This window comes from Desulfomarina sp. (assembly GCF_054039375.1).
The window spans coordinates 22,664-36,983 of record NZ_JBPLBA010000275.1 but is presented as its reverse complement, the minus strand read 5'-3'; the positions used below and the strand labels follow the sequence as shown (position 1 = coordinate 36,983).

The following is a 14,320-nucleotide window of genomic DNA, read 5'->3' as shown; positions in this document are numbered from 1 at the left end:
ATGTCAGTGCGGGTCGTAGGGGGCTTGAAATTGAACTGGCTCCCGGTGATCTGGCGCTTCTGACCGAAGCAGACTTCGCCCTCCTCCGTGAATAGCCTGGATTCTGTAAACCACCAGACTTACCCTTCAGGTTACCTGACTTTAACCATTTCTGATTACGTATAAAACTCAGCCTGATAAAGCAGGCACATCCACAATTCGGCTGAGTTTCATGGATCATCAAGTAACCATTAGACACGGCAGGCAGGGAAAAAAGATCATTCTGATTCTAAGAAAAAATTTCACACCACCATCCCGAATCGATATAATACAACATGAACTCTTCCTCTCTGCTGTAAAAAGTTTGGCTTCAGCAGATGAACCCGTCAACCTGTTCAGCCGGGATACCGACATTGCCACTGAAATTTTTCCAGAAAATTCGAAACCACGCCGCCATCGCCACGGGTAATGTCAACGTCCTTTTCAAGGACATTGACATTACGCCGCTGCCTGCAGCCAGCGCCAGACTCCTGGAAGAAATCAACAGGGCAGAGGTCGACATGGAACAGATATCCCGTCTCATCAGTGCAATGCCCGAGGTCTCCGCCCAGGTTATCAAAACCGTCAACTCTTCCCTGTTCAGTCTGCGCTCACCTGTCTTATCAATCCAGCATGCCGTAAGTCTGCTGGGCCTTGACCATATTCGTTCAATAACCCTTTCTTTTGCTGCGGTCAACTCCGTTCCCAGGCCCCGGAATGCTCTTTTCAACCACCAGGCCTTCTGGAGCGACTCACTGGTTCGGGCCCTTATGGCCCGTGGTATCGCCCGCTATCACTGTCCGGAGGAATGTGATGATGCCTTCACGGCCATGCTGATTGCCGATGTGGCCCTGCCCATCCTTCTTGGCAGCTGGACGGAATATTATGAACCGGTCGTGCAGAAATGGCTTGGCTCCAATGAGCGCCTGTCCGAAATAGAACAGCGTCATTTCGGCTGGAACCACGCCCAGGCAGGTGCATGGATTCTCCAGCGCTGGAAATTTCCCGAGCAACTGATCTGTTTTGTCGGTATCCATAATGCCAATCCTGACTGTATCGAAGAACTGCAGCTGGAAAACAGTATTGCTCTGCCGCTTATGACGGCATCAATCCTCCCAAGCAGTCTTCACCCGGAAAATGACAAAGCGGCTGCTTTTGTCAGTGAGGCTACACGCCGTTTCAATTTAAACGGCGATGAACTGGCTCAGCTTCTCCAGCAGGCTGAACACGGATTTCTTGAAATCCATGACCTGCTTGGCCTCTGCCATATAGGGGAACAGCCAACCCTGGAAGCGGTAAAAAAAGCACTGGCGGGCATGGAGAAATAAATAGAAAAAACAGGAAAGACAACCTGCACCCCGCAGGAAAGCACACTTTTTCGCGTTGTCAGGTTTTTCTCCAGGATGCAGCTTCACTACCTGCTGCCCCGTCTTCGTCACCCGGAGCGTATTGTCCGGCTCTTCGTTTTCATTGAGGGATCTCTTGCCCTGGGTGTTATTTCAGCCGCCGCCTATTTTACCCAGTTTCCCCTTCTCTTCCCCCCCCTGGGCCCCTCCGCATTTATTCTTTTCCGTATGCCCATGTCCGCCTCGGCAGCACCACGCACTGTCTTGCTCTCCCACCTGCTCGGCCTGTTATCAGGGTTCGGAGCGCTTGCCGCCGGTTACCTTTTCTTTTCTCCCACCGCTGTCAATGGAGCGGGTGCGGTGACAACGGGCTCAATCATCATCCTTTCTCTTGCCATGGGCCTGTCAAGCCTTGCCATGATCTGGATGGAATGCAACCATCCTCCGGCCACAGCCACCGCTTTAATTGTGGCCATGGGTAATATTACTTCCCCGTCCCAGGTCGCTGGATTTATTGTTGCAGTTATTCTTCTGATCAGTCTCGCTTTTCTCTTCAACCGTATTCTCGGTGGACTCCCCTACTCCTACTGGCGGCACGATCCGGAAATATCGGCCCATTACGGGACACTTGCCGGTATAACCAACCGCAGGCAGGGTTACTGGCAACAGCTGACGGAAAAAATGTTCCAGTCCAAACTGCACTGATTACAACCTAAATCCTGCACTTCAGAGAATACGAATGGAAGCGTGACGTTTCAGGGACTTGCGAGAAAAATGGTTCGCCACGTCGAACTTATCTTGACAAAGCCTTCTCATGGAAGCGAAGACTCCGAACTTGCCAATTGCAGGATTTAGGTATTGCCTGCTCCCGGGTGTTCTTCAGAACTTCTCTCTTAATTTCCGCAGTAATTCTTTCCGGGGAACACCATCGGCTTTTATGCCGGCTTCCACCTGGAATCTTCTGATCGCCTTTTTTGATTCCCTTCCCAGAGCACCATCAATTTCTCCCGCATAATACCCCAGTTTTTTCAGCCTCTCCTGCAACTCGATTTTCTCCCCGATATCAAGTGCTCCCTCCATTCTCGGCCAGGACTGAACCATCCCGTCACTCCCGGCAAGGCGATCCGCAAGAAGACCGACGGCAAGAGCATAAGCGTCTGCATTATTATATCTTTTCAAAACAAAAAAGTTTTTCAACATTAGAAACGCAGGACCATCCCCCCCTGCAAAAAACTTGAGTACTGCCCTGTCTCCGGGACGGGGATATTTTTTCTTTCCGGGACGGATAAATCCAAGCTTTTCCCATTGAGCCAGGCTCCTGGTCTGATCCTTGAATTGATATCCCCCGGGAGGCACTACTGTTTCATACCCCCATGTTTTTCCCGTCCGCCATCCATTTTTCCGTAAGAGTGAGGCTGCGGTAGCAAGAGCATCGGGAATAGAATTCCAGATATCCCTTCGCCCGTTTCCATCCATATCAATACCATAGGCGAGATAACTCGTGGGAATAAACTGGGTGTGCCCCATGGCGCCGGCCCAGGATCCAAGAAACTGCTCCCGGGAAATATCCCCGTCCTGCAGAATCTGCAAGGCAGCGATTAATTGTTTCTCAGCAAAACGTCGCCGTTTTTTATCACCATAAGCCAGAGTGGCCAGGGCACGGGGAATATAATGGAGACGGTTCTTTTTCTTCAGAACCTCCCCATAGCTCGATTCCATCGACCAGATGGCAAGAAGAATTGAGGATTCAACGCCGAAACGATTTTCAACACTTTCCAGTGTTCCTGCATAATAACGCCCCATCCTCTTCCCTTTTCGTATTGTGAGAGGATTCACCCTTCCATCAATATAATCCCATATTGATGTTGTAAATTCAGGTTGATATCGAGCCTTTTCAAGAACTACCTGGTCAATCTCGGTTACACCGGAAAATGCCTGTTCATACGTTTTCCTCTTTATCCCATTTCTGGACGCCGTCCGGTAAAAATCGGAAATCCATGATTGAAAACCGGGATCAGCCTTTACATTTTCGGCTAACAGGCATGTAACACAGGCAAAAGCAATTATAATAACAGTAATTTTTCTTATCAAAATCAAGTAATAAAACACAATCCCCCCTTCATTTTCTCACACCACCACTCCATTTAGCAGATATGAAGAAAAATTCCCACCTAAACCGGCATGGCCGGATCAAAAGGTACAACCCAATGTCGTTAACCTGTGTCTGTCCAGAAATGAGGTTTTTTGTTCGAGATCAAGGCGCACAGGAAATTTTACCGCAACCATATAATTGATATCGGAGTCTACGCTTACCTCCGAGGATAGAATTTTTCGGGCAACACAGGTATCGGGTAAAAAGACCAACTATGGACAGGTACTGACTTAAAGGTGCGTTGACAGAAAAAAGGGTATTGAGTATTCATCTCCCTTATGGAATTTTTTCATCAGATGGGTCTTTCTCCAGGCCTTCCCGTTCTTTTTGCCTTCAGTTTTCTCGCGGCCACAGTTCTCCCCCTCGGCTCGGAATGGCTGCTTGTTCTCATGCTTTTCCAGGGGTGGTCTCCCGTTTCCCTGGTATTGACAGCAACCCTTGGCAATTACCTTGGTGGATGCACAACTTTTTTGATTGGAATATGGGGTTCCGATATGGTAATCAACAAAATCCTGCGCCTGCATACAGCAGATCTCAACAAGGCAAAACTGATTTACGGGAAATACGGTGCCTGGTCACTTCTCTTCTCCTGGCTGCCGGTTATCGGCGATCCTCTCTGTCTGATTGCGGGAATTTTCAAAACCGGTTTTTTACAGTTTTCCATCCTTGTTTTTTCCGGTAAATTCATACGTTATGCAACTCTTGCGTACCTTGTTTCATACAACTCAACATGACGGTAGCTGAAATAATATGAAAGAACAGATCCTGAAAACAATCTACGATATTTTTGCAGTATGGAGCAGAGACTTTGATATTGCCTGCTGCCCTGGATGTTCCGCATGCTGTACCCGGAATGTAACAATGACCGCGGTGGAAGGAGAACTGATTCTTCGATATATCCGCGAAAAAAAACTTGAACATCAATTTGCTGAAAGACTGCAGTCGGCAAGACCCCCAAAACGCCCGAAGATGACAACCAACGATTTTGCGAGGGCCTGCCTTCAGAAAAAAACGTATGATTTTGCAGAACCTTCCCCGGAGGAGAAATGTCCTTTTCTTGAAGACAATCTCTGTATTATTTACCAGGTACGGCCCTTTGCCTGTCGCATGATGATATCCAGGCACCGGTGCGGAGAAGGTCACGCAGCGCTACTCTCCGACGATTACCTGGCAGCCGCAACCGCGGTGATGCAGATCATTGAACACCTTGGACAAAAGGAATACTGGGGCAATATGCTGGACATCCTGCCAGCCCTCTGTGATATCAGTGAACATCACGCCATTGCATCCTGTCTGGATAAAGTTATGATGATGGAAGCTCGTATGGGAACATTGACGGCAAAACCGCTTCCCGGATTTCTTTTCACAGAAAAAGAGGAACATACAGTTGCCCCTCTTCTGCAGACTATTTTTAATACTGAAATCTCAGCCAGGCGCATTGAGGATATCCTGAACGGCAGATAACTCCCTCGCTGTTTCCCTGTTCACTTACCCCGAACGAAAATTCATGCTACTGTGAAAAACGCATCCAGACAGCAGTTTCATCCTTCTTCCTCTCTATCCGGATATCGGAAAAACAACTTCTGCAAAGCTGCAGCATTGCTTCGTTTTCCGGGAGCATGGAGGCATAAAAACCTTTAAAACCATTCGAAGAAGCAACCTTTTCCAGCTGCCTGAAGATGTATTTTGCAATACCCATCTTCTGAAAATCTTCACGGACAACAAAGGCCACCTCGGCCCACTCTTCATCCATACGCGCATAGGTTCCGATGGTGACAATCTCCTTGTTCCCGAGGTTACGCACAACCCCGATCAGGGAAATATTCCGACGATAATCTATATTGGCCCAGTGCTCCTGAGCCATCCTGCGGGAAAAAATACTGACAGAATGAAAAAACCTCAGAAAAACGGTGGTCTCGTCCAGGGAGTAAAAAAAATTCCGGTAGGCAATTTCATCGGAGGGGAGAAGAGGACGCACAGACATGGTTTTGCCGTTTCTCAAACGCAGTCTGCTTTTATATTCCTCGATAAAAATAAGATCCTCAGCCAGAGGTGGTAACTGATCGGCAAAAATATAGTGGTTGTCCTTGGCGGCCTCAATCAGTTCCTCACGGAAATCCGGGTGGGCTATCTGACACAGTTCAATCACCCGCTGTTGAATACTTTTTCCCTTCAACTGGGCAATACCGTATTCGGTAACCACAAAATTCACATCAGCGCGCAGGGTGGCAACACCGGCACCTCTGCTGAGATTGGCAACAATCCGGGAAACGCTCCCCTGTTTTGCCGTAGACGGCAGAGCGATTATGGAAAGACCTCCCTTTGACAGGGTTGCTCCCCGGATAAAATTGGTCTGGTCCCCTGTTCCACTGAAAAAAAGCCTGCCAACGGAATCAGAACAGACCTGTCCAGTGAGATCAACCTCCAGGGCCGAACTGATGGAAATAAAATTATCATTTCTGCCGATAACGGACGGGTTGTTCACCCAGTTGGCGGTACCAAAATAAAACTGAATATTGTTATCGATATAATCGTAGGCACAACGGGTCCCCATGCAGAAGGTGGCAACAGCCCTGTCTGTCATGAAGTTTTTGTTTTTATTGGTGATAACACCTTTTTTGATAAGAGGAATAAAGAGATCAGAGATCATCAACGTATGAATGCCGAGATCATTCTTGTCGTCCATATAACGAAGCAGAGTATACGGCATATGGCCATAACCCACCTGCAGAGTCGAGCCGTCATCAACCAGTTCCCTGACGTACTGGGCTATCCTTGAGGCTGTTCTCTCATCAGTCACTTCCTGGGAAATAGTACGCAGTTCCTCTTCAAAAGGCACAAGGAAATCGATATCACTGATATGAAGAAAACCATCACCATGGGTTCTCGGCATACGGGGATTGACCTGCGCAATAACTGTTTTTGCCGATTTGACCGCTTCGAGTGTCACATCAACGGACACACCCAGGCTGGCAATACCGAATTCATCCGGCGGACTGATCTGGATAAGAACCGTATCAATCACAATTTCACGGTTTTTGAAAAACCGGGGTACCTGGGAGAGATAGGTGGGAATATAATCGACCTTGCCTTCAAAGGCGGCCTGCTGCATCTCCCTGGTGACAAAAAAAAGCTTAACGGAAAACCGGTGAAGAAAATCTTCGTCCGTAAAATAATCGGCCAGGGTGAAGGCAAGCATCTGAAAGACCATGATATCTTTCAGGTGCCGATCATTAACCATGGTATGAATAAGGTGTCGGGGCTCCCCACAGCCGGAGCCTATAAAAATACGACTGCCGTTCCTGATGGTTGAAACAGCCTCTTTTGCCGTAACTGTTTTTTCCCTTAACTCCCGTTCCATATTCCTCCATGACCTGAGGCCGCTTTGCCTTAACGAAAGAGGGATAGAAACTCTCCATATCCTTCTTTCTCAAGTTTATCTACAGGAACAAACCTGAGAGAGGCCGAGTTGATACAGTACCGAAGACCTGTCGGTTCAGGACCATCCTCAAACAGATGACCCAGGTGTGAATTCCCATGAGCGCTCCGCACTTCAGTCCTCACCATGAAAAACTTCCTGTCCTTCACCTCCACAACGTTCTTCTCAACCAGGGGTTTGGAAAAACTGGGCCAACCTGTTCCTGATTTGAATTTATCCAGAGAACTGAAAAGAGGTTCCCCTGAAACGATATCGACGTAAATTCCCGCCTTTTTATTATCCCAGTAAGTATTATTAAAAGGAGGTTCCGTGGCATCATTCTGGGTAACATCATACTGCAGATCAGTCAAAGTTGAACGTAATTTCGCCTTGTCCGGTTTTGAGTATTTTTTATCGCTTTCCTGCGGACCCCATGTTTTTTTTAAAAAACCAGACCTGCCCGATCCTGCTTTATAGAGAGAATAGTGAAGAATGTTCTTCCGATAGTAATCCTGGTGATATTCTTCCGCGGGATAGAATTGTTTCACAGGAAGAACTGCCGTGACAATCGGCCCGTTGAAAATCTTCGCTTCATCTATCTCTTTCTTTGACTCAAGTGCAATTTTTCGTTCCTCTTCACTGGAGTAGAAAATTGCCGTACGATATTGCGCACCGCGATCGGCAAACTGGCCACCATCGTCAGTTGGATCAATCTGCCTCCAGAACGTGTCCAGCAACTCTTTATAGCTTATTATTTCAGGATCATAAACAACACGGACCGACTCGATATGCCCGGTCATTCCGGATGAAACCTGCTCATACGTGGGATTCACTTCTTCTCCACCGCTGTATCCGGCCGTAACATCAACAACTCCATCAAGCTGCTCAAAAGGTGGTTCCATGCACCAGAAACATCCGCCACCAAAAACTGCCGTTCTCTTATCCTGCACCTGCTTTTCTTCCCCGGCAAATGCCGTAACGGATAAAAAAACAAGCAGAAAAACCATCGTCAGAAACTGCATATCTCCTCCCAAAATAAACGATAATTATTATTAATAATCTCTGTAAAGAGGATATTCATTGTGTCATCATCAATCAACCCAAAATGGTTTTGTTTACGAACTGACCATTTTAGCCACCGCAAAACAGCTCCACACAAGAGTTAGATGGTGGAACGTAGCTGCTTCCGATTTTTTATGAATAAAGCACAATTTTCTGTTTCAAAAACAGGAGTCGGTTGCTATATTGCCAGCCATGGAAAATTCAAAAAACACCAAACGGACAAAGTTTATTTTCGTGACCGGTGGCGTCCTCTCCTCCCTGGGAAAAGGACTTGCCTCTGCAGCAATTGGAGCTTTACTCGAAAGCCGCGGGCTCACTGTCACCTTTCAAAAACTCGACCCCTATATCAATGTTGATCCGGGCACCATGAACCCCTTTCAACATGGAGAGGTTTACGTGACCGACGACGGGGCTGAAACAGACCTGGACATGGGGCATTACGAACGCTACACCAATGCCGTAATGAATCAGAAAAACAATTACACTTCCGGGCGGATCTACTATTCCGTTATCATGAAGGAGCGCCGGGGAGAGTACCTTGGCGGAACAGTCCAGGTCATCCCACATATCACCGACGAAATCAAGGCCGCAGTTCTGCAGCTCGACGGCAGCGTTGATGTGGCAATTATTGAAATCGGCGGCACCGTCGGAGACATTGAGGGCCTGCCGTTTATCGAGGCCATCCGCCAGCTGCGTGGTGATCTGGGAAAAGAATACTCTCTCTATATCCACCTGACCCTGGTTCCCTACATCAAGACGGCAGGTGAAGTGAAAACCAAGCCCACCCAGCATTCTGTCAGGGAACTGCGTGCGGACGGTATTCAACCCGACATTCTTGTCTGCAGAACCGAAGTTCCCCTGGAAGACAGCCTCAAGGCGAAAATAGCGCTTTTTTGTAATGTTGCCCCGGATGCCGTTATCACCGCCATAGATGTGGATACTATTTATGAACTGCCTCTCTATCTTCACAGGGAAGGGCTCGACGGTAAGATACTGGAATTGCTCAATATATGGACAGGACAGCCCAATATCGAACCGTGGAAGGAACTTGTCCATAACATCAAAAACCCTCAGAACGAGGTTACTATTGCCATTACCGGAAAATATGTGGACCTGACCGAATCCTACAAAAGTCTGCATGAGGCCCTGGTGCATGGCGGCCTGGCCAACCATACCAGGGTCAACCTGAAATATATCAGTGCAGAGGACCTGGAATCAAAAAACGCAGCCAGCCTGCTGGAAGGTTGCAGCGGCATCCTGGTCCCGGGCGGTTTCGGAAAACGGGGTGTTGAAGGGAAAATCAAGGCAATCAATTTTGCCAGAGAAAATAAAATACCCTTCTTCGGCATATGTCTCGGAATGCAGCTTGCGGTTGTGGAATTTGCCCGAAACGTTCTGAAACTGGCCAAGGCCAACTCCGTTGAAATGGATGCAACGACCCCTGATCCTGTCATTTTTCTGATCAAGGAATGGTTCGACTATCGAACCAATGAACTGCAGGTGCGCGATGAAGAATCAGATATGGGGGGAACGCTCAGGCTGGGAGCCTACCCATGTGTTTTGAAAAAGAAAACAAACAGTTTCAGGGCCTATGGAACTGAAGAAATTTCGGAAAGACATCGCCATCGTTATGAATTCAACAACGATTACCGTGACGAACTTGAGAAAAACGGTCTTGTCGTTTCAGGAACATCACCGGACAACAACCTTGTGGAGATCGTTGAGATAGAAGATCATCCCTGGTTTCTCGGTTGCCAGTTTCACCCTGAGTTCAAATCCAAACCCATGAAACCCCATCCGCTTTTCAGGGACTTTATCAGCGCCGCCCTTAAAAAAAAGCAGGAAGGATAAAAAATGCAGGAAATCAAAATTGAAATACCGGCCCCAACAGGAAAGTCCATTGAAGTCGGTACCGATCAGCCTCTTCTTCTGATAGGTGGTCCATGCGCTCTTGAATCGGAGGAAATTGCCCGTACCGTAGCCGGAAAGATGCAGGAAATCTGTGATTGCCTTGGTATTTCATATGTATTCAAGGCCTCCTTTGACAAGGCAAACAGAACATCTCTCTCGTCCTACCGAGGGCCCGGTCTCGACAAAGGGTTGAAGATCCTTGCCTCGATACGGGAATCGATGCAACTTCCAGTCATATCCGATGTCCATGACGCCGGCCAGGTTAATGCCGCCGCAGAAGTACTTGATATCATCCAGATACCGGCTTTTCTCTGTAGACAGACAGATCTTCTCACTGAAGCAGCCCGCACCGGTAAGGTTGTCAATGTCAAAAAGGGCCAGTTTGTTTCTCCATGGGATATGAAAAACGTGGTGGACAAACTGCGGGGGGTTGGCGGCAGAAAAATCATGCTGGTTGAAAGGGGGGCCAGCTTCGGTTACAACAACCTTGTGGTCGATATGCGTTCCCTGCCGATCATGCGTTCCCTCGGCTGCCCGGTTATTTTTGATGCAACCCATTCCGTTCAACTGCCGGGTGGTGCCGGAGGCTCTTCCGGGGGCCAGCGTGAATTTATTGAACCACTGGCCAGGGCGGCCACGGCGGCCGGAATCGACGGCCTGTTTATGGAGATTCACCCGGACCCCCGAAATGCCCTGTGCGATGGCGCCAATTCCATTGCCCTTGACGACGTAGAAGAGGTTCTGAAAAGAATCATCAAAATTCGAAACGCCCTTACCTGATCATGCCAGACTCATGCTCTTCACCAACCGGATACCCCTCTGACTGCGAAGTCATGGAAGGGTTTCGCACCATGGCCAGAAAGCGGGATACGCAACAGACCGATCCATATCGCACGCGTGCACTCGCCAGAGCAAAGGATATTAAACTGCTCCTCCTCGATGTGGATGGTGTTCTCACCGATGGTACCCTGCTCTATTCAGAAAGGAGTGGAGAGAGCAAAAGTTTTCATACTAAAGATGGATTCGGCCTCCGACTCCTGAGAGAAGCTGGTATCGGTACCGGAATTATCACTGCCAGGACATCAGAGGTTGTACATAAACGAGCTGTCGAATTGAAAATGGATTATATCCACCAGGGTGCGGTGAACAAAAAAGATGCCTTCAGAGAAGTCAGGAAACAATCGGGACTAAAACCCTTTGAAATTGCCTACATGGGTGACGACTGGCTGGATCTGATCCTCCTGCAACAGGTTGGACTTGCGCTGGCACCCGCCGATGCCGAACCGGAAGTGCTTGAAGTTGCACATTTCATCACAGAGAGAAAGGGTGGTCATGGAGCCGTCAGGGACTGCTGCAATCTGCTCCTGGAATCCCGAAACTCTCTCTCAGAACTTCTGCAAAAATACAAAGCCGGATGAAACTGCATCGCAATCAGGTCTGGCTTATCCCTCTTCTCCTTATCCTGACCTATCCCCTCTGGAGTATACCCGTGGGTAAATTTCTGACTCCCCGTGGTGGAGTTCCCACTCAAACTGTGACCAGAAAGACAAACCAGCATAATTTCAGGATGGAATCGGTAAAGATTCTCCAGAATCAGAATGGTAAAAAAACAGCCCTGATCCGGGCAAAATCTGCCCGAACCGGAAATGATACCGATATTCTCATCCTCGAAACCGTTGATGCCGATATTTTTGATGAAGATGGTAATGTTACTCATATTGTCTCCAGAACAGGAAAATACAACGTCAAAACAAAGGCCCTGACCCTTTCAGGAGACGTGGTGGTTAATAAAACCCGTGATAAACAGTTTCTCTATACCGACCTTCTCCACTACGACAGCGATAAACGCACAGTTAACTGCCCCGGAAAAACAAAACTGATCGGAGAAAATGTCAGTATTGACGGGGGAAGTCTTGATTACGATATCAATTCATCACGATATGATATCGGCGGCCGTGTTTCTGTAGATCTTGATGGATTTTCAGCTCCCCCCCCTTCTCCCCGCTCCTGATCTCCCCGCCCCCCCTTTTTGTGGGCCGATTAACCTGTTCAACAGCCGGAAAAATGCCGGTTCATTTTTTTTAAAAACCAATAAAATGCGACTTTTGAAATACACCCGACAAAACAGGCACATCCCCAGGGTCACAAGTTACAGGATTCTGGTGAGAATCAGTCTTATTTCTCTTTGATTTTTATTGTAACAACTCGATATTTAGGCTAAAGTTCGAAAGACTACACAAGGAACCGGCCATGACAACACTTTCGCAGACTGATGAACCTGTAGATATTATTGTACCTGTTCTGAACGAAGAGGAAATATTACAGGAGTTCCATAACAGAATACGCAAACTGAATTTTCCGGTGAACCTTATTTTTATTGATAACGCGTCAACGGATAAATCAGTCGAGATCATCAACTCCTTTCCCGAGGTCACCCTCATCAGACATCAAACCAACGAGGGATACGGTGCCTCTCTTATAGACGGCATTGAAGCGTCAACAAATTCTAAAATAGTGATAATTGATGCGGACTGTGAATATCCGCCGGAAGCCATCCCGAAGCTGGTAGAGGAACTCGATAAGGTGGATGTCGTTTACACAAGTCGATTCCTTGACAACAGGAATACCTTTATGCCTTTTCTGAAAAGGATCGGCAATCAGATCATTTCATCGCTTTTCAATCTTCTTTTCAAACAGAATGTTACGGATCTGTACACAGGATGCAAGGCAATAAACAGAAGTGCTCTTAAGGGAATAAAACTCGAGAGAAAAGGGTTTGAGCATGTTTTGGAGCTCGGCGTTAAACTGGCCCGCAACAATATTCAAATCGCTGAAATCCCCGTTGTTTTCAGTCCCCGACATACCGGTCAGGCCAAGATGAAGCATGTTTCTGAAACACTGAAATACCTCTATCTCACTTTTTCCTACTACCTGCGGGTTCGTTAAATGACAAAAATGGTCGGTATAATACCCGCAGCCGGAAAAGGTGTCAGGGCGAGACCATATACAACTCTTGTCCCCAAAGGCATGCTCCAGATTGCCGGGAAACCCAATCTTGAGCGGATTATCAGCTTGATGCGGGATTCTCTCCGGATAGAAGATATTTATATTGTAGTCGGTTACCTTGGTGATATCATAAAAGATTACTTCGAGGATGGCAGACAACTCGGAGTCAGGCTCCACTATATCGAAAACAGAGAACTTGACCGGGGACTTGCCTGGTCAATTCTTCTTGCCGGCCGAAAAGTCAGCACCACAAGCTGTGTAATACTTTCAGATGAATGTTATATCGGCTCAAATCATGAAAAGATACTGGAAACACCCCTTTCTGACCACCTTGCCACCTGTACGGTCATGGCGGTGGATGATCCGAAAATAATCCACCGGAATTATGCTGTACAACTCAACGGTTCAAAAATTATCAGGCTTATTGAAAAACCCGATAAAATTGAAAACAACCTGCTGGGCTGTGGTACCTTTCTTCTCAATCCGCCGGTTTTTACACTCCTGGAAAAGGAGTTCAGAAAAGCTCCCGGCAACTATGTTGAGTTTGTAACCTTTCTCGATAAACTCTGCCCGCAAAAACCGGGTATTTCCTGTTTCCAGCTGGACGGCACCTACGTCAATATCAACGACAGAGATTCCCTCAATCTTGCGAGGTTCTACGAAAGAAACAAATCATTTTCAAAAAAAACAATCTCTCTGATTCTCTACTCCGAGGGAACGGAGGAAAACCTTCCCCTGGCCGTACAGCAATACGGGAAAATCAATGCCATAACTTCCATACATGTTATCCTTCCTCACGAAAACAAAATTGCCGATACCGTTAAAGGGATGGATATCGCCTCTCTTACCTGCCCTCCAAACCTGACACTGTACGGCGAAAAATTGAAATATGCCATGGACAGGGTTCCAGGGGATATTCTCATTTTAGCTGAAGCGGCCTATACTTTCCCGGCCCACGATATAGACAAGCTCCTGTGTTACCTGAAAGAAGCGGATATGGTTGCCGGAACCAGAACAACACGGCAACTTATCACCCGGGGTTCAGACATGAAGGGAACCGTAAGACTGGCCAATATATTCCTGGCCAAGGTGCTTGAGCTGTTCTGGTGGAATTACGAACCGCGACTTACCGATGTCGGATGTACATTCAGGGCAGTGTGGCGCTCAAGCTTTGAGGAAGTAAAGGACCAGCTGACAGAACGAGGTCCCGCATTTTTAACTGAAATGGTAATTGAAATATTACGAAACAGAAATAGAATTGTCGAAATACCGGTAAACTATTCCAACAAATATCAGGCAATGCACGGGAAATATCGCAACTACAAAACGTTCTTGTCAATTTTCAGGGTAATGCTGAAAAAACGACTGCAGATATCGCGTCGCGAACCCTGAACACGTTTAAGGCAT

The 14,320-nt window shown here is 47.5% G+C and carries 13 protein-coding genes and 1 pseudogene; 11 read left to right on the top strand and 3 right to left on the bottom strand.

Annotated elements, in window-relative coordinates; translation table 11 throughout:
* The 3 genes and pseudogenes from ACXLDX_RS15315 to ACXLDX_RS15305 all read left to right on the top strand — a co-directional run.
* Window positions 1–95 (top strand): annotated as a pseudogene (locus tag ACXLDX_RS15315) (Cys-tRNA(Pro) deacylase); the annotation flags it as partial.
* Window positions 96–392: 297 nt separating this feature from the next.
* Window positions 393–1,346 (top strand): HDOD domain-containing protein, encoded by a 954-nt coding sequence (locus ACXLDX_RS15310; protein WP_457578056.1) that lies wholly within the window; start codon window positions 393–395, stop codon window positions 1,344–1,346.
* Window positions 1,347–1,421: 75 nt separating this feature from the next.
* Window positions 1,422–2,069 carry an HPP family protein gene (locus ACXLDX_RS15305; RefSeq protein WP_457578055.1) on the top strand — a complete coding sequence of 216 codons (648 nt, stop codon included), beginning with the start codon at window positions 1,422–1,424 and terminating at the stop codon, window positions 2,067–2,069.
* Window positions 2,070–2,243: 174 nt separating this feature from the next.
* Here the strand turns inward: ACXLDX_RS15305 and ACXLDX_RS15300 are convergent, their stop codons facing one another.
* Complete coding sequence (locus ACXLDX_RS15300; protein ID WP_457578058.1) at window positions 2,244–3,443, bottom strand: lytic murein transglycosylase; 1,200 nt, start codon at window positions 3,441–3,443, stop codon at window positions 2,244–2,246.
* Between the two features lie 369 nt (window positions 3,444–3,812).
* On the opposite strand from ACXLDX_RS15300, the gene ACXLDX_RS15295 reads away from it, so the two are divergent.
* Both ACXLDX_RS15295 and ACXLDX_RS15290 read left to right on the top strand, forming a co-directional pair.
* On the top strand, window positions 3,813–4,250 hold the full coding sequence (locus ACXLDX_RS15295; protein WP_457578054.1) for a YqaA family protein: 438 nt from the start codon (window positions 3,813–3,815) through the stop codon (window positions 4,248–4,250).
* A gap of 16 nt (window positions 4,251–4,266) precedes the next feature.
* Window positions 4,267–4,980 carry a YkgJ family cysteine cluster protein gene (locus tag ACXLDX_RS15290; protein ID WP_457578053.1) on the top strand — a complete coding sequence of 238 codons (714 nt, stop codon included), beginning with the start codon at window positions 4,267–4,269 and terminating at the stop codon, window positions 4,978–4,980.
* A 46-nt stretch (window positions 4,981–5,026) separates the two neighbouring features.
* Here the strand turns inward: ACXLDX_RS15290 and ACXLDX_RS15285 are convergent, their stop codons facing one another.
* On the bottom strand, window positions 5,027–6,877 hold the full coding sequence (locus ACXLDX_RS15285; protein ID WP_457578052.1) for a GNAT family N-acetyltransferase: 1,851 nt from the start codon (window positions 6,875–6,877) through the stop codon (window positions 5,027–5,029).
* A 29-nt stretch (window positions 6,878–6,906) separates the two neighbouring features.
* The gene (msrB, locus tag ACXLDX_RS15280; RefSeq protein ID WP_457578051.1) at window positions 6,907–7,956 is read right to left on the bottom strand and encodes a peptide-methionine (R)-S-oxide reductase MsrB; all 1,050 of its coding nucleotides are present in this window, start codon (window positions 7,954–7,956) and stop codon (window positions 6,907–6,909) included.
* A 232-nt stretch (window positions 7,957–8,188) separates the two neighbouring features.
* On the opposite strand from msrB, the gene pyrG reads away from it, so the two are divergent.
* The 6 genes from pyrG to ACXLDX_RS15250 all read left to right on the top strand — a co-directional run bounded on the left by pyrG (window position 8,189) and on the right by ACXLDX_RS15250 (window position 14,305).
* Window positions 8,189–9,847 (top strand): CTP synthase, encoded by a 1,659-nt coding sequence (pyrG, locus tag ACXLDX_RS15275; RefSeq protein ID WP_457578050.1) that lies wholly within the window; start codon window positions 8,189–8,191, stop codon window positions 9,845–9,847.
* A gap of 3 nt (window positions 9,848–9,850) precedes the next feature.
* Window positions 9,851–10,687: a 3-deoxy-8-phosphooctulonate synthase gene (gene kdsA / locus ACXLDX_RS15270; RefSeq protein ID WP_457578049.1), complete on the top strand. Its 837-nt coding sequence runs from the start codon at window positions 9,851–9,853 to the stop codon at window positions 10,685–10,687.
* Between the two features lie 2 nt (window positions 10,688–10,689).
* Window positions 10,690–11,325 carry a KdsC family phosphatase gene (locus ACXLDX_RS15265; RefSeq protein ID WP_457578048.1) on the top strand — a complete coding sequence of 212 codons (636 nt, stop codon included), beginning with the start codon at window positions 10,690–10,692 and terminating at the stop codon, window positions 11,323–11,325.
* Entirely contained in the window at window positions 11,322–11,918 is a 597-nt protein-coding gene (gene lptC, locus ACXLDX_RS15260) for an LPS export ABC transporter periplasmic protein LptC (protein WP_457578047.1), read from the top strand. Before ACXLDX_RS15265 ends, lptC begins: the two co-directional genes overlap by 4 nt.
* A 239-nt stretch (window positions 11,919–12,157) precedes the next feature.
* Window positions 12,158–12,853: a glycosyltransferase family 2 protein gene (locus tag ACXLDX_RS15255; RefSeq protein ID WP_457578046.1), complete on the top strand. Its 696-nt coding sequence runs from the start codon at window positions 12,158–12,160 to the stop codon at window positions 12,851–12,853.
* Window positions 12,854–14,305: a nucleotidyltransferase family protein gene (locus tag ACXLDX_RS15250; RefSeq protein WP_457578045.1), complete on the top strand. Its 1,452-nt coding sequence runs from the start codon at window positions 12,854–12,856 to the stop codon at window positions 14,303–14,305. It abuts the gene before it with no gap.
* The last annotated feature ends 15 nt before the right edge of the window (window positions 14,306–14,320 follow it).

What these genes read in the sequence shown, in the direction of transcription:
- ACXLDX_RS15305 (WP_457578055.1), top strand. Translation starts at nt 1,422, where the DNA reads ATGCAGCTTCACTACCTGCTGCCCCGTCTTCGTCACCCGGAGCGTATT.
- ACXLDX_RS15295 (WP_457578054.1), top strand. Translation starts at nt 3,813, where the DNA reads ATGGGTCTTTCTCCAGGCCTTCCCGTTCTTTTTGCCTTCAGTTTTCTC.
- ACXLDX_RS15290 (WP_457578053.1), top strand. Translation starts at nt 4,267, where the DNA reads ATGAAAGAACAGATCCTGAAAACAATCTACGATATTTTTGCAGTATGG.
- ACXLDX_RS15285 (WP_457578052.1), bottom strand. Translation starts at nt 6,877, where the DNA reads ATGGAACGGGAGTTAAGGGAAAAAACAGTTACGGCAAAAGAGGCTGTT.
- msrB (WP_457578051.1), bottom strand. Translation starts at nt 7,956, where the DNA reads ATGCAGTTTCTGACGATGGTTTTTCTGCTTGTTTTTTTATCCGTTACG.
- pyrG (WP_457578050.1), top strand. Translation starts at nt 8,189, where the DNA reads ATGGAAAATTCAAAAAACACCAAACGGACAAAGTTTATTTTCGTGACC.
- kdsA (WP_457578049.1), top strand. Translation starts at nt 9,851, where the DNA reads ATGCAGGAAATCAAAATTGAAATACCGGCCCCAACAGGAAAGTCCATT.
- ACXLDX_RS15265 (WP_457578048.1), top strand. Translation starts at nt 10,690, where the DNA reads ATGCCAGACTCATGCTCTTCACCAACCGGATACCCCTCTGACTGCGAA.
- lptC (WP_457578047.1), top strand. Translation starts at nt 11,322, where the DNA reads ATGAAACTGCATCGCAATCAGGTCTGGCTTATCCCTCTTCTCCTTATC.
- ACXLDX_RS15255 (WP_457578046.1), top strand. Translation starts at nt 12,158, where the DNA reads ATGACAACACTTTCGCAGACTGATGAACCTGTAGATATTATTGTACCT.
- ACXLDX_RS15250 (WP_457578045.1), top strand. Translation starts at nt 12,854, where the DNA reads ATGACAAAAATGGTCGGTATAATACCCGCAGCCGGAAAAGGTGTCAGG.